This is a genomic window from Campylobacter fetus subsp. fetus (assembly GCF_900475935.1).
Classification (GTDB): domain Bacteria; phylum Campylobacterota; class Campylobacteria; order Campylobacterales; family Campylobacteraceae; genus Campylobacter; species Campylobacter fetus.
Window position 1 is genome coordinate 877827 of sequence record NZ_LS483431.1, and the last position, 19817, is coordinate 897643.

20 protein-coding genes and 1 tRNA gene are annotated in these 19817 nt (G+C 33.0%); 17 read left to right on the plus strand and 4 right to left on the minus strand.

The genetic code is table 11. The features are described 5' to 3' along the window. The first annotated feature begins 654 nt into the window (after positions 1-654). The 5 genes from metE to DQN38_RS04345 all read left to right on the plus strand — a co-directional run bounded on the left by metE (position 655) and on the right by DQN38_RS04345 (position 6147). Positions 655-2910 (plus strand): 5-methyltetrahydropteroyltriglutamate--homocysteine S-methyltransferase, encoded by a 2256-nt coding sequence (metE, locus tag DQN38_RS04330; protein ID WP_011731988.1) that lies wholly within the window; start codon positions 655-657, stop codon positions 2908-2910. A 28-nt stretch (positions 2911-2938) separates the two neighbouring features. Next, positions 2939-3403, plus strand: coding sequence for a hypothetical protein (locus DQN38_RS09055; RefSeq protein ID WP_231944622.1), 465 nt, complete (start codon positions 2939-2941; stop codon positions 3401-3403). 2 nt (positions 3404-3405) lie between these two features. Further along, on the plus strand, positions 3406-3861 hold the full coding sequence (locus DQN38_RS09060; RefSeq protein ID WP_231944624.1) for a methylenetetrahydrofolate reductase: 456 nt from the start codon (positions 3406-3408) through the stop codon (positions 3859-3861). A 718-nt stretch (positions 3862-4579) separates the two neighbouring features. Further along, positions 4580-4993, plus strand: a complete 414-nt coding sequence (locus DQN38_RS04340; RefSeq protein ID WP_035169218.1) for a class I SAM-dependent methyltransferase — start codon at positions 4580-4582, stop codon at positions 4991-4993. After that, a complete protein-coding gene (locus DQN38_RS04345) occupies positions 4990-6147 on the plus strand; it encodes a methyltransferase regulatory domain-containing protein (protein WP_128973635.1) in 1158 nt (385 codons plus the stop codon). The genes DQN38_RS04340 and DQN38_RS04345 overlap by 4 nt, the downstream gene beginning before the upstream one ends. Positions 6148-6166: 19 nt before the next feature. Here DQN38_RS04345 and DQN38_RS04350 read toward each other — a convergent pair whose 3' ends face one another. From DQN38_RS04350 to DQN38_RS04360, 3 genes are read right to left on the minus strand one after another with little or no spacing between them, the layout of a single operon-like run. Further along, the gene (locus tag DQN38_RS04350) at positions 6167-6646 is read right to left on the minus strand and encodes a SixA phosphatase family protein (RefSeq protein ID WP_065843929.1); all 480 of its coding nucleotides are present in this window, start codon (positions 6644-6646) and stop codon (positions 6167-6169) included. Further along, positions 6643-7446, minus strand: coding sequence for a ferritin-like domain-containing protein (locus tag DQN38_RS04355; RefSeq protein ID WP_011731989.1), 804 nt, complete (start codon positions 7444-7446; stop codon positions 6643-6645). The genes DQN38_RS04350 and DQN38_RS04355 overlap by 4 nt, the downstream gene beginning before the upstream one ends. Continuing rightward, positions 7443-7961 carry a rhomboid family intramembrane serine protease gene (locus tag DQN38_RS04360; protein ID WP_002849393.1) on the minus strand — a complete coding sequence of 173 codons (519 nt, stop codon included), beginning with the start codon at positions 7959-7961 and terminating at the stop codon, positions 7443-7445. The genes DQN38_RS04355 and DQN38_RS04360 overlap by 4 nt, the downstream gene beginning before the upstream one ends. Before the next feature lie 194 nt (positions 7962-8155). Between DQN38_RS04360 and DQN38_RS04365 the strand changes: the two genes are divergently transcribed. From DQN38_RS04365 to DQN38_RS04375, 3 genes are read left to right on the plus strand one after another with little or no spacing between them, the layout of a single operon-like run. Next, positions 8156-8890 carry a (Fe-S)-binding protein gene (locus DQN38_RS04365; RefSeq protein ID WP_065843930.1) on the plus strand — a complete coding sequence of 245 codons (735 nt, stop codon included), beginning with the start codon at positions 8156-8158 and terminating at the stop codon, positions 8888-8890. After that, on the plus strand, positions 8887-10311 hold the full coding sequence (locus DQN38_RS04370; RefSeq protein ID WP_065843931.1) for a LutB/LldF family L-lactate oxidation iron-sulfur protein: 1425 nt from the start codon (positions 8887-8889) through the stop codon (positions 10309-10311). The genes DQN38_RS04365 and DQN38_RS04370 overlap by 4 nt, the downstream gene beginning before the upstream one ends. Continuing rightward, a complete protein-coding gene (locus DQN38_RS04375; RefSeq protein WP_065843932.1) occupies positions 10304-10945 on the plus strand; it encodes a LutC/YkgG family protein in 642 nt (213 codons plus the stop codon). The genes DQN38_RS04370 and DQN38_RS04375 overlap by 8 nt, the downstream gene beginning before the upstream one ends. An 89-nt stretch (positions 10946-11034) precedes the next feature. On the opposite strand, the gene DQN38_RS04380 is transcribed toward DQN38_RS04375, so the two are convergent. Continuing rightward, positions 11035-11664, minus strand: a complete 630-nt coding sequence (locus DQN38_RS04380; protein WP_002849396.1) for an NlpC/P60 family protein — start codon at positions 11662-11664, stop codon at positions 11035-11037. 105 nt (positions 11665-11769) lie between these two features. On the opposite strand from DQN38_RS04380, the gene murA reads away from it, so the two are divergent. The 9 genes from murA to cysE all read left to right on the plus strand — a co-directional run bounded on the left by murA (position 11770) and on the right by cysE (position 19817). Then, a complete protein-coding gene (gene murA / locus DQN38_RS04385; protein WP_111738191.1) occupies positions 11770-13029 on the plus strand; it encodes a UDP-N-acetylglucosamine 1-carboxyvinyltransferase in 1260 nt (419 codons plus the stop codon). 11 nt (positions 13030-13040) lie between these two features. Beyond that, complete coding sequence (locus DQN38_RS04390) at positions 13041-14219, plus strand: molybdopterin molybdotransferase MoeA (RefSeq protein WP_065844142.1); 1179 nt, start codon at positions 13041-13043, stop codon at positions 14217-14219. Between the two features lie 46 nt (positions 14220-14265). Beyond that, positions 14266-14340, plus strand: a tRNA-Gly gene (locus DQN38_RS04395). 140 nt (positions 14341-14480) lie between these two features. Next, positions 14481-14999, plus strand: coding sequence for a flagellar basal body P-ring formation chaperone FlgA (flgA, locus tag DQN38_RS04400; protein ID WP_025370336.1), 519 nt, complete (start codon positions 14481-14483; stop codon positions 14997-14999). 3 nt (positions 15000-15002) lie between these two features. Further along, entirely contained in the window at positions 15003-15482 is a 480-nt protein-coding gene (coaD, locus tag DQN38_RS04405) for a pantetheine-phosphate adenylyltransferase (protein ID WP_065844143.1), read from the plus strand. Continuing rightward, the gene (tmk, locus tag DQN38_RS04410) at positions 15476-16054 is read left to right on the plus strand and encodes a dTMP kinase (RefSeq protein ID WP_024305501.1); all 579 of its coding nucleotides are present in this window, start codon (positions 15476-15478) and stop codon (positions 16052-16054) included. Before coaD ends, tmk begins: the two co-directional genes overlap by 7 nt. Beyond that, positions 16051-17280, plus strand: coding sequence for a histidine--tRNA ligase (gene hisS / locus DQN38_RS04415; RefSeq protein WP_011731994.1), 1230 nt, complete (start codon positions 16051-16053; stop codon positions 17278-17280). The genes tmk and hisS overlap by 4 nt, the downstream gene beginning before the upstream one ends. Next, positions 17277-19118, plus strand: a complete 1842-nt coding sequence (speA, locus tag DQN38_RS04420; protein ID WP_002849401.1) for a biosynthetic arginine decarboxylase — start codon at positions 17277-17279, stop codon at positions 19116-19118. The genes hisS and speA overlap by 4 nt, the downstream gene beginning before the upstream one ends. Before the next feature lie 3 nt (positions 19119-19121). Next, complete coding sequence (gene cysE / locus DQN38_RS04425; protein ID WP_002849403.1) at positions 19122-19817, plus strand: serine O-acetyltransferase; 696 nt, start codon at positions 19122-19124, stop codon at positions 19815-19817.

Genomic DNA, 19817 nt, shown 5'->3' on the forward strand with positions numbered 1-19817 from the left:
TAAATACTTTTGAAAATATCTGTCTACAGTGTCTCTTTCAGCTTTGTAGTCGTTATACATCTCGAAAACCTATTATACTGTTGTTTGGCGTAAGATAAAGTTTGCGTCTGCGACGTTGCTTGCGATGTTTGTTTTTTTGTAATTTAGCTCACTCAATTACAAATTTATAGTTTTTATGTATGTTTTTATATTTTATAAAATGGTCTATAAATATTTTATTTTCAGTCAAATTTTATATTTTTTTAGTTACAATCATCGAACTATTTTAAAATCATAAAGGCGTAAGTATGAGTTGTCCCATGTGTGTTAGCCTACAAAGCAATAAGCAAAGCACTAGAAAATAAAAAAGATTTTAAATTTATACTTAATTTAGAATTTACTTTTATAAGCGTATTTTCATATCTAGCTTTTATCGTTACTTTTCCTATTCATTGTAACTGTATTTTTAAACGCAAAACTCGCCTTACACTGCTACATAAGCATTTTTTCTTATACTTAGACGATGATAAATTATTCTATAAACTCCACGGATTAAAACCGCCGTTAGTTCTTTTTGAGATGCGTAAATTTTACTAAAATAAATCTTGTATTTTTTAAATTTAGTTGGTCTAAGACCTTATATAGTATAATATGTATTTTAACGAAGGATTAAATATGTCAAAAAGTTTTATAACAGGATTTCCTAGAATAGGTGAGCAAAGAGAGCTAAAATTCGCGCTTGAGAGTTTTTGGGCCGGTAAGAGCGATTTTAGCGAAGTTGAGCGCATAGCAAAAGAGCTAAAAGTAAGACACTGGAAGTATCAAAAAGATGCGCATATAGATTTTATAAGCGCAAACGATTTTTCTTATTATGATTTAATGCTTGATAACATTGTAGCTTTTGGAGCGATCCCACCGAGATTTGACGGACTTAGTGGAACTGATCTATACTTTTCAATGGCAAGAGGCAACAAAACAAGCGTAGCTATGGAAATGACAAAATGGTTCAATACAAACTACCATTACATAGTTCCAGAACTTAGCAAAGAGACTAAATTTAGCCTAAATCCTACAAAAATATTAAACGAATATAAAGAAGCAAAAGCCCAGGGTATCACTCCAAAGATAAATTTGATAGGACCTATCACGTTTTTAGCGCTTAGTAAAACAACTGACGGAAGTTGCGCGCTTTGTCATTTAGACGCCTTAGTAGAGCAGTACGCTAAGCTTTTGGTTGAAATTTCTAAGCTTGATAACGAAGTCGTAGTTCAGATAGACGAGCCTATCTTTGTTACCGATAAAGCTGAAAAATTAAAAGATAAAATAGTTCTAGTTTATGAAAAGCTATGTACTAATGATAATGTTAAGATTATATTTATGACGTATTTTGAGCATGCAAACGAAGCCGTAAAAGAGATCGTAAAAACTAAAGTTTGGGGCGTTGGGCTTGATTTTGTACATGCAAGTTGCCAAAAAGATTCTTTAGAGATCCTAAAAAATAGCGATAAAGTTCTGTTTGCCGGACTTATAGACGGTAGAAACGTTTGGGTAAGTGACCTTGACGCCAAGCTTGAGCTGATAAATAAGATTAAAGAGTATATCTCAAGCGAACGCCTAAATATCGGCACCTCTTGCTCACTTTTACACGTTCCATATACTCTAAAATACGAAGAAAAACTAAGTATAAAAGAGTGGCTTAGCTTTGCGGTAGAAAAACTAACCGAAGTAAAACTACTAAAAAAACTAGCAAATAATGAGCATTTTTGTGAATCAGGCGAGGGTTTGCTTGCTAAAAATAGGGCGGCTATCGCTTCAAGAAAGACTTCTGAGTTAGTAAATGATAAAACTGTTCAAGAAAGAGTAAAAAACCTATCTAAATTTGAAAGAGATACTCCTTATGAAGAGCGTATAAAAACTCAAAAAGCTAAATTTAATCTTCCTGAGCTTCCGACTACGACTATAGGTAGTTTCCCGCAAACTCCGGAGCTCCGTCAAGTAAGAAATGCTTATAAAAAATCTCTGATATCGCAAGAAGCTTATGAAAAAGATATCAAAAAATATATTGATGAGTGTATAGCTTTTCAAGAAGAGTGCGGTTTAGACGTACTAGTTCACGGTGAGCCTGAGCGTAATGATATGGTCGAGTATTTCGGCGAGCAGCTAAAAGGATACGCGTTTAGTACTAATGGTTGGGTACAAAGCTACGGTAGTAGATGCGTTAAACCGCCGCTCCTTTTTGGCGATGTGAGTCGTCCAAAAGCTATGACCGTGGATTGGATAAGTTACGCTCAAAGCAAAACAAACAAGATCATGAAAGGTATGCTAACTGGACCGGTTACTATCTTAAACTGGAGCTTTGTAAGAGATGATAAACCAAGAAGCGAGATAGCAAAGGAGCTTGCACTTTGTATTTACGATGAGATAAGCGACCTTCAAAATGCAGGTATCAAAATCATACAAGTCGATGAAGCTGCGTTTAAAGAAGGCTATCCGCTTAGACATGAAAATGTATCCGCTTATGAAAAATTTGCGGTAGATTGCTTTAAACTAAGCGTTTGTTCAGCTAAAGCGGAGACCCAAATTCACACCCATATGTGTTATTCGGAGTTTAACGATATCATCAAAACCATTGAAGCGATGGATGCCGATGTTATCAGCATAGAAACTGCTAGAAGCGGAAACGAGCTACTTAAAATATTTAAATCAGTTGGCTATAAACAAGAAGTAGGACCAGGAGTTTATGATATCCACAGTCCAAGAGTTCCTAGCGTAGAAGAGATAGCTACTCAAATTCACGCTTTACTAGAAGTTCTTCCAAAAAGCCAACTTTGGATAAATCCAGATTGCGGTCTAAAAACAAGAAAATGGGAAGAGGTCAAACCTAGTCTTACAAATATGACTGCAGCCGTTAAAATCGTTCGTTTAAGTTAGAAATATGTATTGATATTTTGCTCATCTTATGATGAGCAAATTTGAAAGTAAAAAAAATATGCTGAAAAAGAAGATAAAAGATAATACTCCGGGAATTTTGTTATACGGTCTGACGCCTCCTAAACTAAATTTAACTCACGAAGAAGCAATAATAGTTGCAAAAAAGCAGTTAGAAAGGCTAGAAAATAGAGGCATTGATGGATTGGTTATATATGATTTGCAAGATGAAAGCAATAGAAATAAAAGTGAGCGTACCTTTGAGTTTTGTGGAACTATAAAACCCGAAATTTATCATAAAGAGTTTTTAAAACTAGCTTATCCAGCCGTTATTTACAAAGCTGTTGGAAATTATACGCAAGACGAATTTTGCAGATTTTTAAATGATTCTGGTGAAAATTTAAGCGTATTTGTAGGCGCTAGCTCCAAAAAAGACAGTCCGAAACTAAGTCTTGATATGGCATACAAACTCAAAAAGAACAAGGTCGAGATATAACTTTGGGCGGCATCTGCATACCGGAAAGACATGAGAAAAAAGGCGATGAAGATCTGCGTGTTGCCGGAAAAACCATAAAAGGCTGCGAGTTTTTTATCACGCAAGCCGTATATAATCTAGAAAACGCCAAACGATTTTTAGACGATTATTCAAATTTAAATATCAAAAAAGTACCTATTATATTTACATTTACGCCTTGCGGGAGTTTGAAAACGCTTGAGTTTATGCGTTGGCTTGGAATTTCAGTACCTAAACAGTTTGAAAATAGACTGTTTAAAAGCGATGATCCACTTAAAGCTTCTATAAGTTTAAGCCTTGATATGTTTGAATTTTTATTTAAATACGGTAAAGCAAAGGGTATTAGCATAGGTGCAAATGTAGAAAGTATATCTACTAGAAAAGTTGAAATCGAGGCTTCGGTTGAGCTTGTAAACGGGATAAAAAGCATTATTTCTTAATTTTTTAGTGTATTTACAAATATAATTGCAAAATAGGGGAGCGCGCAAATAATGCAAAAAGCGCTTTTTGTTACTAAATCTGCTTGTATCTGCATCATTATCCATAAAAATTAATTCAAAAAAGCATTCAATTCTTCATAATAAACTGATAGTTTATACATATAATAATTTATATCAAAACAGAGATATATTTCAAGTTTTAAACATAAGCTTTGCAAACAAAACTATCTTAATCATCTTATAAAGTTTGGACTTACTTTATAAACGTATCCAACCGAGTTTATAAAAACATAAATTTAGATATACTTCAAATACGCTTAAAACAGAAAATAAGTATGAGTATATCTAACTAAAGCCTAGCTATTATAATTGATCAATAATCGGCTAATTTTAGATTAAAAGGTAAAATCTTAACTATTTTTATTATTTTATATTGAAAACTATAATTTTCAAACTATTATGAATTCTTGTTTTTGCACTATTCTAATTATGTATTAAATGATGATTTTATAGCTATTTGATGTACTTTACTTTTTGTAGTATAAAAACTTATCCATTAAATTTAATGCAATAATTTCTATCTATTTATACATATAATTATTTGTATTATTTTACATAGTATATTTTAGCAATTTTCTTATTTTTTCTATTTCTAATATTTTGTTGTAATAGATAATTTTTTTGTTATAATTACTTAAATTTTAAAAAGGCTAAGTAAATGAAAGATATAAAAAAGACGTATGATGATTTCCCTTATAAATCAAAACCATTCGCAAATAGCTCTATATACAAACTCGAATCAATAGCTACTTTACTAGGTCTCTCCCCTGCTCCTGTTAATAATGCAAGAGTTCTTGAGATAGGGTGTAGCTTTGGTGGAAATCTTATAATGAGTGCTATTTCTAATCCTGAATCAGAGTTTATAGGTATAGATATCTCTGAAACTCAGATAAATTTAGGAAAAAAGCTTATAAAAGATATGAAAATTAAAAACTTAAAACTTATGCAGCTTGACATTTCTCATGCTACGCAAGAGCTTGGAAAATTTGATTATGTTATCTCTCACGGTGTTTATAGCTGGGTTCCAGATGATGTGAAAAACGCGATATTGGGGGGGGTAGAAAGCTTTTGACAGACAATGGTATAATGTATGTATCGTACAACACCTATCCAGGATGGAAATATAAAGATATAATAAGAGATCTTATGGTCTACTCTTCTAAAAACGAAACTAGCGATATAGCTAGACTTGAGAAATCAAAACATATGCTTAAATCATACGTTGAATATATAAATGCTCTTCCTGATGGAAGTATGAGAAAAAATGGATTTAGCTCAGTAATGCTTGAAAATGCAAAAAATATAGCCGATTCATATGAAAATTTTTACATTTTGCATGAGTATTTAGAGACGTTTAATGACCCTTGTTACTTTTATGAGTTTGTAGAGCGAGCAAAAAATCAAGATCTTGAATATCTTATAGACGCTTCTATGACTCCTACTTATATAACTTGTATCGATGATCTCCCGCAAAACTCTAGGCCAAATGAACGCATACAAAAAGAGCAGTATGGAGACTTTTTATCCAATAGAGCGTTTCGTTCAAGCGTACTGACAACGAGCAAAAATGCAAGTTCAATTACCGAAGCATTAAATGGAACATTCAAAAAAACAGATATCGATAAGCTGTATTTTTTTGGTAAATTTGATATAACGGATAATTATATAGAAGATAGAAACAAAGCTGTAAAATACCAAACAACATATGAATGGATAGCCCAAGAGTTCAATTCAAACTATCCAAATAGCTTAAACTCAGCCTATTTTTTGGAAAAATATCCACAGAAAGAGAATGAAATATATGAAGCATTAATGAAATTTATATGCTATGGAAGTATCAATTTCACAAATATAGAACTAAAAGCTCTTGCATACAAGCCAAATGAAACTAGGATAAAACAGAATTATGAAAACTATATAAAGTACTTTAGCAAAGAATCGGATCCGGTTATCGCTATGGCGACTGCTTTAAATTTACTAGTCGGCGAAATGACTGCTCAAGATGCTAGATTTGCGCTTATGTTTGATGGAAAAAATAGTATAGATGATATTGTTTTAGCCGTCAAAAAGTTTTTAAAAACAGGAAAACAAAGATTTACTAGAACAAAAAGCGACGGAACAACAGTAGTTGTAACAGACCAAGCCGAGATAGAAGCTACTTGCACAGACTATGTTTTAGGGCTTGAGCAAAAGCTTAGAAACGCTTATTATTTTGAAGCTATTTAAACTTTTATTTTTAGAGAGTTTAATGCTTCTTTGGATAATCAAAAAACAGCGCGTGAGCATGACTCTCTTTGATATGCTCAAAACTCCCTTCAAATTCTATGCAAAATATTCCGCTAGTCGGGATATTTCCAATATCTGAATCACTAAGAAATTCGCAAATTTCAGTCAAACTCGGATTATGCCCTATTATGAAAACACTATTTAATTCATCGTTTAAACTGTTTAAAAATTTAAATATACTTTCTAAACTAGCTTCATAAAGCTCTTTTACGGTTTTTATATCTTTTTTATATCCTATCTCTTTTGATATTAAATTTGCGGTTTTGATCGCTCTTTTTGCAGGCGATGAAAATATCATATCTGGTATAACGCTATGTTTTTTTAATCTTTTACCCATAAATTTAGCATTCATTTTACCCTTATCGTTTAGATCTCTATCAAAATCGTTATTAGTTTCTTTAGTAGCTTTTGCATGTCTTATGAAGTATATTTTTTTCACTGTTTCTCCTGTAAATCTATAATTTTATCAAGCTCGCTTTGATCAAATCCAGCCATTAGCCTATGTTTTACATCAAGTTCTCGTTTCGTATGAAATGCTTTTGGATAGTGTTTTAAAACTATATTCATCCACTCTTTTGGATCAACACCCTGCTCTTTACAGGCAAATTTAAACCATTTATCTCCCTTTTTAACATGCCCTATTTCTTCATCATGTATTGTTTTTAATATATCTAAAAGGTAATTTTTTTGCTTATCGTTTGCGATTTTTTTCATCATAAATAAATTTGCGTCAAGTCCATTTGCTTCCATGAATCTAGGTAGCACAGCCATTCTATCTAATAGACTATTTTCTGTTTTTTGCATAGCTATAAAAAGTCCATTGTGTACGGTAAAATCTCCGTAATTATATCCCGCATTTTCCAGTTTTTCATTTATCATTTTAAAATGTTTTATCTCATCATCTGCTACTTCAAGCCAGTCAAAATAAAACTCTTTTGGTAAATTTAAAAACCTATAACAAGCATCAAGTGCTATATCTATCGCACTATATTCTATATGAGCTATAGAGTGTAAAAATGTGGCTAGGGCTTTATTTTGACTATGTTTTTTCAAATCCTTCATCTCGCATACATCGCATATTTTAGCATAACTAGGAGTTGTAAGACTTTTTGGAATAAAATTAACATTAAATTCGTATTCGTCATTTTTAAATTTAAAAAACAGTTGTTCAAATTTAAAAAATTTAATTTCTAAGCGGCTTTCATTTAGAATTTCCCAAACTTCATCGAAAAAATTCATCTAAATACCTTTAAAAAAGCGGCTAAATAGCCTATGGCAAAACCAAAAAGATGCGCATACCAAGCGATATTAATTCCAAGAAGAAGCGGAGCAAAACTCATCAACAAAATCGCTATTATAAGCCCTTTTCTACTATATCTATCAAGATTTGCCATAAATCCTAAAAGAACGCTTATAGCTCCGCTAGCTCCTACTAAATTTACATTTGCAAACATTAAATAACTAAGGCTAAGAGCACTAGTTATAACTCCGCCTACTATATATAATAGCAAAAATTTTACAGATCCAAGATATCTTTCTAAAAGCATACCAAATTGATATAATACAGCCATATTCATTAGTATGTGCATAAGAGAACCATGTAAAAACATAGTGGTTATAAGTTGCCAGTATGCTCCTTCAAAGAAAAGTTCATTTAATCCAAAAAATATACTAAATGAGCGTGAATTATAAACAAAATATTCTAAAAAATACACAACGGCATTTATAGCTATGAGAAACGGAGTTGCTGTCAAATTATACCTTTTGTCTGAAACTTTGTATTTGAGATTTTACAAAAAATCGGCTTAAATGTTACAAAAACTCACATTTTTAGAAAAATATAATTAAAAAGAATGTTTTTATTAAATTTTTGCTTATAAAATGATAATATATAGCTAGGTTTTATAATATAAAAATAAGAGACTTAAACTAAATTTAAAGGATATGTATGCAAGATAAAGTCTATTTATACGCAACCTGTTTAGGCAGTGCTACTATGGGCAGAATGGTAGTAAGTGCTACAAAATTGCTACAAAATTGCGGCGTAGAAGTCATATTTAAAAAAGATCAAACTTGTTGCGGACAACCGAGTTATAACTCCGGCTACTTTGAAGAGAGTAAAAAAATCGCTCTTTATAATGTAGAGCTTTTTAGTGAAGACTACCCTATTTTAGTACCTAGCGGCTCTTGTGCCGGTATGATGATGCATGACTATGTAGAGTTGTTTGAAAATGATGCAAATTACGAAAAAGTGAAAAAATTTAGCTCTCGAGTTATGGATTTATGCGAGTTTTTAGATACTCAACTTCCTATAAAAGACAAAGGTGATCCTATAAAAGTAACGTGGCATAGCAATTGTCACGCTTTAAGAGTTACAAAAAGTATAGAGCATGCAAAAAATTTAATAAAAAAACTAAACAACGTAGAGCTTATAGAGCTTCAAAGAGAAGAAGAGTGCTGTGGATTTGGTGGAACTTTTGCTGTAAAAGAGCCTGAAATCTCAAATGCTATGGCAAAAGCAAAGATAGACGATATCAAAAAAACAGGGGTAAAATACCTCATAAGCGCGGATGGCGGTTGTCTCATGAATATAGCTGGAACTATGAGCAAAATGGGAGAAGATATAAAAAGCATCCATCTATACGACTTTTTATTAAAACGCACAGAAGGAGGCTTAATATGAACGCACATGAAGATATAATCATACAAAAGCTAGCCGATAAGCAGATGAGAGCGAATCTAGACTCTGCAATGCATACTCTTCAAACAAATAGAGCAAAACTGATAAATGCGAATTTCAAAGACTGGCAAGGTCTTAGACAAAAAGGTAAATTTGTAAAACAAAAAGCTTTAAATACTTTGGGCGAAAGACTCATTGAATTCGAGAAAAATGCTACTGACAATGGATTTAAAATCCACTGGGCATCTACGGCGGAAGAAGCTTGCGAAATCATATATAATCTGATGGTAGATAAAGGTATAGATACTATTTTAAAAGGTAAATCCATGGCTAGTGAGGAGATTCATTTAAATCACTACTTAGAAGATAGAGGAATGAAACCTTTTGAAACCGACCTTGGAGAAGTTATAATACAGCTTATCGGAGAACCTCCTGTTCATATAGTTGTTCCAGCTATCCATAAAAATCGTTATGAAATAGGTGAAATATTTCATGAGAAATGGGGTGCAAAAAAAGAAAGCGAACCGGAAAAATTAAATGCTATAGCTAGACAAAAAATGAGAGAAGAGTTTAAAACTCTTAAAATGGGATTAAGCGGAGTGAATTTCGCCCTTTCAAAAGAAGGTGCAATATGGCTGATAGAAAATGAAGGTAACGGGAGGATGTGTACGACTATGCCGGATATATTAGTTAGTATCTGCGGTATAGAAAAAGTAGTTGAATCCATAGAAGACGCCGCCACTACAGACACCCTGCTTTCGCCAAGTGCTACTGGACAGTTTATTACTAATTATAACAACATAATCTCAGGACCGCGCCGAGACGGCGAACTTGACGGTCCTCGAGAGTGCCATATAATTCTTTTAGATAACAACAGAACAAATATGTTAGCGCATGAAGAGTATAGCGAAGCACTTAGGTGTATTAGATGCGGTGCTTGTATGAATTTTTGTCCCGTATATGATAAGATCGGCGGTCATAGCTATAGAGCGGTATATCCGGGACCCATAGGAGAAGTTATAAGTCCTCAAATATTCGGTATGGATAATTATGGAGATATAGTCTCTCTTTGTTCGCTTTGTGGTAGATGTTCGGAAGTATGCCCGGTAGAAATTCCATTAGCGGATCTTATACGAAAATTAAGAAGAGATAAGATCGGCGAAGGTAAAAATCCGCCTATGGGAACATCAAATTTAGAAAAAAATAGAGCCGAACAAATAGCATTTAAAGGTTATTCCGCTATGGCAACCAACGGATTTATCTGGAGAACAGCTATGAAAAGCGCAGGAATATTTAGCAGTATATTACAAAACGGTAGATGGATGCCAGTAATAAGTAACTGGTTAAACTATAAAGATCTTCCGGATTTTAAATACGATTTACACAAAGAGATTAAACAGATACAAGGGGTTAGATATGAGTAGCAAAGAGATTATACTAAACAAAATCAAATCTAGCGGATATAAAATGCCAAACATTGACGTAAGCGCTCCTAGTCAGAATCCATCAAGTCATATAATTAGCTCAGATGACGATATATATGCTGAATTTACACAAAGAATCGTAGCAAATAAAGCCTTACTCGTGGAGAGTTCGCCTGAAAAATTAAATGAAGATATTCAAAAAATTATCGACAAAGAGACGGTAAAAAATCTGATTTATCCAGATTCTCTTAGTTTTGATGTTGCAAATTTAAATATAGAAAATAAATTTAAATTTGATAAACCGGTAGATGGATTTAAGGCTCAGATATTCGACTATGATGTAAGTATTATAGATGCTAGAGGAGGTGTAAGTTCGCACGGAGTAGCTTGCATAGCATCTTCAAAGTCTCAACCAAGACTTCTAAGCTTAACTCCAAAAGTCTGCATAGCTCTTATCAAAAAAGATAGCATAGTAAAATCGCTTTGCGATATGCTAAATAAGATAAAAAAAGAAGACGGAAAACTGCCTACAAACGTAGTTTTTATATCAGGACCTAGCAGAACAAGCGACATAGAGTTGCAGCTAGTTCTAGGAGTTCACGGATCGCAGATATTTTACGCCGTTACATATTAAGTTTAAATGATTTCATTTAAAATACAGAGTGAGATTAAGCTAAATTAAATTTAGCTTAATCAAATTTAAAATACTATTTTCGATTTTAATTAGTTTATTTTAAGAGTTTTGTCTACTTTGCCAAAACCGGCAAATTTATTGGATACTAAGCAAGATTTTGATTGGCATTTTGTAATAATATATGCATTTACTTTTTTACCGTTTATCATATGTAAATTTTTGTATTTTAAATTCATAACGCTTTTTATATTTTTTCCGCTTGTATTATGAACAAAACTTATGGTTCCGTTAGAATTTATATCTTGAATAATACCTAAATGTGTGATTTTTTTCTGTTTGCTTGTTTTTGTGTTGTGAGTAGTGTTACTAAAAAATACTAGATCGCCCGGTTTAGGATCGATAAAATATATTTTATTTTGTGATTTATATAAATTAAAAATAGCTTGTGATTTTCTTCCTTCTTTATCATAAAAATTATCGAGCTCACTAGAATTAAAATATATACTATTACTATCTTGATTTACTAAACTAACAAATCCGGAACAATCTTTGCCTAATTTTTTATTTATATATTTACTTAAATTTACGTTATATACGTTATTGAACTCATATTGATGAAATTTACCTGCACTCTGGCTTGTAGGCGGTGTAGTTTTAAAAGAACAACCAGCAAATATAAAAGCGCCGGCAACTCCTACTATCACGGTCTTTAAAGTCATATAATATCCTAAATGATTGATAAAAAATTTTTAAAATTGTACCAAAATATTCTTAATTGTAAGCATAAATATAGTATAATCATACTTATTTTTTAAAGGTTTATTATGGATTATTTGGAGATAAAAGGTGGAAAAAAGCTATTTGGTAGCGTTTATATAAGCGGAGCAAAAAACGCCGCGCTTCCGCTTATTGCTATGAGTATTTTAGCAAAAAATGATGTTGTGATAAGAAATATTCCACAAGTTGCGGATATAAAAACGCTTATAAAACTTTTGCAAAACTTAGGCGCAGTTTATAAATTTGAAAACCTTGATTTAGTTATAAATACAACTACCATTAATTCTACAAAAGCTACATATGACATCGTACGTAAAATGCGAGCCTCTATACTTGTGTTAGGTCCTTTGTTAGCTAGATTTGGTCATTGTGAAGTTTCACTTCCTGGAGGCTGTGCGATTGGCGCTAGACCTATAGATCTCCATTTAAGTGCACTTGAAAAAATGGGTGCAAATATAGAAATAAAAGACGGTTATGTTATAGCAAGAGCAAAAGACGGCTTAAAAGGCGCAAATATAATATTTGATAAAATAACAGTTACTGGAACCGAAAATATAGTTATGGCAGCAGCTCTTGCAAGAGGAACGACTAAAATTTTAAACGCAGCAAAAGAACCTGAAGTCGTGCAAGTATGTCAAATTCTAAATGATAGCGGTATAAAAATAGAAGGTATCGGCACAAATGAACTTACTATTTATGGTGGCGGCGGTGAGTTATTAAATTTAAATAAAATATGCGTTATACCAGATAGAATCGAAGCTGGAACATATCTTTGCGCTGCTGCTATAGCAGGAGGAGAGATAACATTAAAACAAGTAGAGCCAAATCATTTGGTTTCTGTTTTAGGAAAATTAAGCGATATGGGCGTAAATTTTGAACTCGGAGATAAAAGTATCAAAGTCATATCGAATGCAAAATTAAGCCCCGTACAAATTATCACAACTGAATTTCCAGGATTTCCTACCGATATGCAAGCTCAATTTATGGCTTTAGCTTGCGTGGCAAATGGTGTAAGCACAATTGATGAAAGGCTATTTGAAAATCGTTTTATGCATGCAAGCGAATTAAATCGTATGGGTGCAGATATAAAATTAAACGGACACATAGCTACTGTTAGCGGCGTTAGCTTAAATGGAGCAGACGTAATGGCTACTGACTTAAGAGCGAGTTCGGCTCTTGTTCTAGCTGCTCTTGTAGCAAACGGAACTACTAGAGTTCATAGAATTTATCACTTAGACCGCGGTTATGAAAACTTAGAAATAAAACTTCAAAGCCTTGGAGCAGATATAAAAAGACTTAGCGAATAAAGGATTATTAAATGGATGTTAAAAGCGTATTTGAAACAATTTCAAATTTAAAACCGGTGGAAAATTATGAGTTTATCAGTTTAGATACGGCTTTTGGAAGAGTTCTAGCTAGCGACATTATCGCCGTTAAACCCTTACCTGCTTTTGATAACTCGGCTCTTGATGGATATGCTTTTAATTATAATGATAGAAAAAATCCTCTTTTGATAAAAGGAACTATATTTGCAGGCGATAAAAAAGAGTATCGCATAGAAAAGAATGAATGTTATAAAATAATGACCGGAGCTATTTTTCCAACTAGATCAGATACCGTAATGATGGTAGAAGATGAGAGTTTTGATGAAAATGGATATCTTATTATAAAAGACAACGTAAAAAAAGATAATGCCAGAAAAATGGCTGGAGAAGAAGCTAAGATAGGCGATATTTTACTGTATAAAAACGAACTGCTAACTCCTGCTAACATCATGCTTTTGGCAGCTCAAGGTATCAGCTATGTAAAAGTTTTTTCAAATTTGAAAATAGCTATTTTTAGCAGTGGAGATGAGATAAACGAACCATGGCAAAACTCTGATGAAAGATCTATTTATAATGCAAATGCTTTTGGAGTGCTTGCTATGTTGAAACAAAATGGATTTGATGCTGAGTACAAAGGTATATTAAAAGATGAGAAAAATATCCTAAAAGAGCAGATAAAAAATGCGAAGAATTACGATGTTTTGATTACTAGCGGAGGTGCTAGTAAAGGAGAAGCGGATTTTATGCAAAGCGTACTTTTAGAACTAGGATTCAAAGAGATATTTTCAAGTATCGATGTGCGTCCGGCCAAACCTACAAAACTATACCAAAACGATTCACAAATAGTATTTATTTTACCAGGAAATCCGATGGCGTGTTTTATGGGATGCTTTTTATCTGTCGTTCCTGCTATAAAAAAACTTTGCGGATTTAATGAATTTTTACATAAAACATACAAAGCTAAATTTAAAGGAAATTTAAAACTCAAACCTACTCGTGCAAATATTGTAATAGGTCGTTATGAAAACGGTGAGTTTATAGTGACAAATGAAAATAAATTTAGTCCTGCGATGATAATACCTATATCTATCTCTAATGCGATATATATTTCAAGTATCGGAGAAGGCGAAATTTCTGACCAAGAAATAGTTGAAATATATAAATTATCTTGACTTATGAGCAAAAATATGGTAAAATCACGCTTCCAAAACGATACAAGCGGGAATAGCTCAGGGGTAGAGCACAACCTTGCCAAGGTTGGGGTCGCGAGTTCGAATCTCGTTTCCCGCTCCATCTTTATACTTATCACTATTTTTATCATATTTTCACATAATCTTTTTGCTCTTACTTTAGCCGAATCTTTAAAAATTAAGATCAAAGAAGATATTCCAAATGCTACTATAAATTCGATTTCGATAGAAAAACCTAGCTCCTTGCCGCAAGATTTTTCTTCATATAAGCTAAAAGATATTTTTATATTATCTATTAGAAGTAATGATGGAAACTTTAGGGCTCTTTATGAAATGCCAAATAAACTAAATAAAAGCATATTTTTTAAATTTAAAATAGACGCCAACGTAAATGTTTTAGTTGCTATAAAAGATATAGATAGAGATCATATATTAAATTTAAGCGATTATGAACAAAAAAGTGTAAGCTTAAAAGAGTATGACAAAGAGGCGCTAAAAGAAGCTCCGAAAAATATAAAACTTATAACAAGAACTAGAATTAAACGAGGTAAAATTCTGACAAATAGACAGTTTAAAACATTAAGCGATATAAAAAAAGGCGATTTGATAAATGCGGTTTTAAAAGATGGAGCTTTAAATATTGAAGTATTGGTAACTGCGTTAGAAGACGGTAACGTAGGAGATATAATCCAAGTTAGAAACGAAAACAACCAAGTTTTTAAAGCTAACGTTATTTCGAAAAATAGAGTTTTAATAAGGTAAAAAATGAATAAATCTTGTATATATCCCGGCACGTTTGATCCTATTACAAATGGTCACATGGATGTCATAAAAAGAGCTTGCAGGGTTTTTGATAATGTTATAGTAGCAGTTGCGTTAAACGAGAGTAAAACGCCTTATTTTTGTTATGAAGAGCGAATCAGCTTAGCAAAAACAGCCACTAAAGATATACCAAAAGTAAGTGTTATAGGTTTTGATAATCTGCTTGTGGATTTTGCTAAATCAAAAGGTATAAATACGGTAGTTCGCGGTCTTAGAGCAGTTAGCGACTTTGAGTACGAGCTTCAGATCGGATACGCAAACGCCTCTCTTTGGAGCGAGTTTGAAACTGTATATTTTATGCCGAGTTTAAAAAATGCTTTTATATCAAGCTCTATCGTAAGATCCGTGCTAAAGCATGGAGGAGATATAGGAAGTTTAGTTCCTACTAGCGTGTTAGAAGAGATCAAAGGAAAATTATGTTAGTAAATTTTGAAGGAGTTGATGGCGTCGGAAAATCAACTCAAATTTCACTTTTAAAAGAGTTTAGAAATGACGCCGTGATAACAAAAGAGCCCGGAGGCACAGAGTTTGGGCTTATGGTTAGGGATTATTTACTTAAAAATGCAAGTAAGATTTCCAATAAAACCGAAATTTTTTTGTTTTTAGCCGATCGTGCCGAACATTATGAAAAAGTCCTAAAACCCAACTATGCAAATCTCGTTTTAAACGATAGAAGCTTTGTTTCTGGTATGGCTTATGCTATGGCAAATGATAGCTCTTTAGATATCGGCTTACTTTTGGATCTAAATAAATTTGCGTTAAACGGTGATCTTGGAGATAAATTCGTATTTTTAAAAGCCGATGAAATACTGCTTAGAAATAGACTATTTAGTCGTGGAACTAGTGATGAGATAGAGATGCGCGGGATTGAGTATTTAATGAGAGTTCAAGGATTTATGAGTATAATACTTTCCGATTTAAAGTTTGATGTTTTGGAAATCGATGCCTCGCTTGAGGTTCTTGAAATTCAAGAAAAAATAAGGAAATTTATATGATAAATGCTCTTCGTGGGATGAAAGACCTGCTTGATAGCGATGGAAAACTTTATAAATTTATAGTAGAAACTTGCGAACAAATAACAAAAAATTACGGATATGAACTATGCGAAACTCCAAAGATGGAAGAAACATCACTATTTAAAAGAAGCGTTGGTGAAAGTAGTGATATAGTCGGTAAAGAGATGTATCAGTTTATCGACAAAGGCGGCAACGATGTCTGCTTAAGACCAGAAGGAACTGCTGGAGTAGTTCGAGCTTTTATAGAAGCTAAATTTGACAAAGCCGGTGGAGTGAAGCGTTATTATTACTATGGCAGTATGTTTCGTTACGAAAGACCACAGCGCGGACGCTTAAGAGAGTTCCATCAATTTGGCGTGGAGTGTTTTGGAGAAGCAAGCGTTTATGAAGATGCAAGCGTCATACTTATGTTAAACGAAATTTTAGATAAATTTGGTATAGAAACTACATTAAAGATAAATTCTCTTGGCGATAGTGAATGTATGCCAAAATACAGACAAAAATTAATTTCTTTTATAGATGAAAAAAAAGATCAATTGTGCGAGGATTGTCGTCGTAGACTTGTTACAAATCCTATTAGGGTATTAGACTGTAAAAAAGAACATTGCCAAATACTGCTTAAAAATGCACCGCTTATAACTGAAAATTTAAACGAAGAGTGTTACAGTGAATTTGAACAACTAAAAGACATTTTAACTAAAAATGGAGTTAAATTTGAAGTAGATGGAAGACTTGTTCGAGGGCTTGATTACTACTGTAAAACCGCGTTTGAGTTTGTAAGCGATGAAATAGGCTCTAAAAGTGCGGTAGCAGGAGGTGGAAGATATGATAGATTAGTCGATTTTTTAGGCGGAAAATCTACTCCTGCAGTAGGCTGGGCTATGGGAATAGAACGTATAATGGAGATATTAAAACAAAAAGATATGCCTAATTCTAGAGATGGTATTTATATCTGTGCTTTAGATAAAAAATATATAGATGAAATTTATAAAATAGGCTTTAAACTCAGGAAAAACTATAAAGTAGAGATATCTTATGAAGCCAAAAGTCCAAATAAACATCTAAATTTAGCAGATAAAAAATTTGCTAAACTATTTTTATGCATGGGTGAAGATGAAGCCAAAAACGGTGAAATTTGGTATAAAAATTTAGAAAATAAAAATGAAAAGCGTATAAAGATTTTAAATTTAGAAGGTGAATTATGACAAATGATTATGGACTTAGTTTATGGGGAGACTCAAATTTCATCATAGATAGCGGAAAAGTATGCCTAAACACTGATTTTAAACCTGCCATAATCGATATAGTAAAAGATATAAGAGATGATGGATATAGAGGTCCTTTATTACTTAGATTTCCTCATCTTATTAAAAAACAGATTGTTCAAGTTTATTCTAGTTTCGACAGAGCCAAAAAAGAGTTTGAGTACTCAGGAAGCTTCAACGCCGTTTATCCGCTGAAAGTAAATCAATACCCAGGTTTCGTGGAAAATCTAGTAAAATTAGGCGAGTCATATGGATACGGTTTGGAAGCCGGAAGTAAAGCAGAGCTTTTGCTAGCTATGGCTTACAATAACTACGGAGCTCCTATTACCGTAAATGGATTTAAAGATAAAGAGCTTATAGATATAGGATTTATCGCTGCTGAAATGGGGCATAACATCACTCTTACCATAGAAGGACTAAATGAGCTTGAAGCTATAATCGCAACGGCAAAAGAGAGATTTACTCCAAAACCAAGCATAGGGCTTCGCATAAGACTTCATAGTAGCGGAACTGGTGTTTGGGCAAAAAGCGGCGGTATAAACTCCAAATTTGGATTAACTTCAACAGAGCTCATTGAAGCCGTGAATTTGTTAAAAGACAACGAACTTATAGAGCAATTTACAATGATACATTTTCATATCGGAAGTCAGATAAACGAAATTCATCCTCTTAAAAAAGCTCTTGTAGAAGCTGGTAATATATATGCAGAGCTTAGAAAAATGGGAGCTTCAAATTTAAAAGCTATAAATTTAGGCGGCGGTTTAGCTATAGAGTATTCCCAATTTAAAGAGCATCCTAGCAGAAACTATACACTAAAAGAGTATGCAAACGACGTTGTTTATCTGCTAAAAACAATAGCAAATCAAAAAAACGAAATCGAACCGGATATTTTTATAGAAAGCGGTAGATATATAGCTGCAAATCACGCTGTTTTGGTTGCTCCCGTGCTTGAGTTATTTAGTCAAGAATACACAGAAGAAAAACTAGTACTAAAAAAGAATAACCCTCCTCTTATAAGCGAGCTTTACGATCTTTATACTAGTATAAAACCTAGCAATGCTATAGAGTATCTTCATGATAGCATTGCTCATATGGAAAGCGTTTTGACGCTATTTGACCTTGGTTATGTAGATTTGCATGATCGCTCGAATTCAGAGATTTTAGTTCACCTAATTATGAAAAAAGCTATTTCCATGCTTGGTAACAAACAAAATTACGCAGAACTTCTTAAAATTCAAGAAGAAGTTCAAGAAAGATACTTAGTGAATTTCTCTATGTTTCAAAGTTTGCCTGATTTTTGGGGTCTTGGACAGAACTTCCCTGTAATGCCTCTTGATAGACTTGATGAGCGCCCTACTTTATCTGCGTCTATTTGGGATATCACTTGTGATAGCGATGGAGAGATAAGCTTTGATGCAAATAAAAATCCGCTATTTTTACACGATGTAGATGTAGAAAAAGAGCAGTATTTCTTAGGATTTTTCTTAGTTGGAGCATATCAAGAGGTGCTTGGTATGAAACATAATCTTTTTACCCACCCGACGGAAGCGACTGTATTTTTAAATGATAGCGGTAGTTATGAGATTAAAAATATACTTGAATCTCAGTCTATCATGGATATTTTGGAAGATTTGGATTATGATATACATGCTATTAGAGATATTCTAAATGAAAGAATAGAAAACTCTACGCTAGTTGATGAAAAACAGAAAAAACATATTTTAGGGGAATTATATCTGTTTTTAAATGACAATGGCTACTTAAAAACTATAGGATAAAATATGAGCTTTTGGAATATTATAAAAGAAGATTTAAATCAGCCAAAGGTGCAAGATCCAGCTTATAGATGTTGTGTAGAGCTTATATTTAACTATCCTGGTGTTTGGGCTATAGTAAATTATCGTTTTACTCATTTTTTATGGGAAAAAAATTGGCATAAATTAGCTAGAATTTTAGCCGGTATAAGTAATTTTCTCACAAGGGTAGATCTTCATCCGGCCGCAAAAATAGGCAGAAGAGTTTTCATAGATCACGCAACTGGAGTAGTAATAGGTGAAACTGCGATTATAGGAGATGATTGTTTGATATATCAAGGAGTTACTCTTGGTGGAGTAAGTCTTGAAAAAGGAAAGCGCCACCCTACTTTAGAAGATGGAGTAGTTGTAGGGGCTGGAGCTAAAATACTTGGAAATATAACTATAGGAAAAGGCTCTAAGATAGGAGCAAATTCAGTTGTAGTAAAAGATGTAGGTGCTAATTGTACTGCCGTAGGAGTTCCTGCTAGAGCAGTTGGCGGATGTGCTCAACCTTTTGAGCACAATAAGCTTCCAGATATAACAAAAGAGATGTTGGGATACCTTATAAAAAAATTAGAAATACTTGAAAAAGAAGTTGCAAAAAGTAGCGATAATATCATAAAACCAGATATCGAATTAGACGAATTATATAAACAATACATAAAATCAATCAAGGAGTGA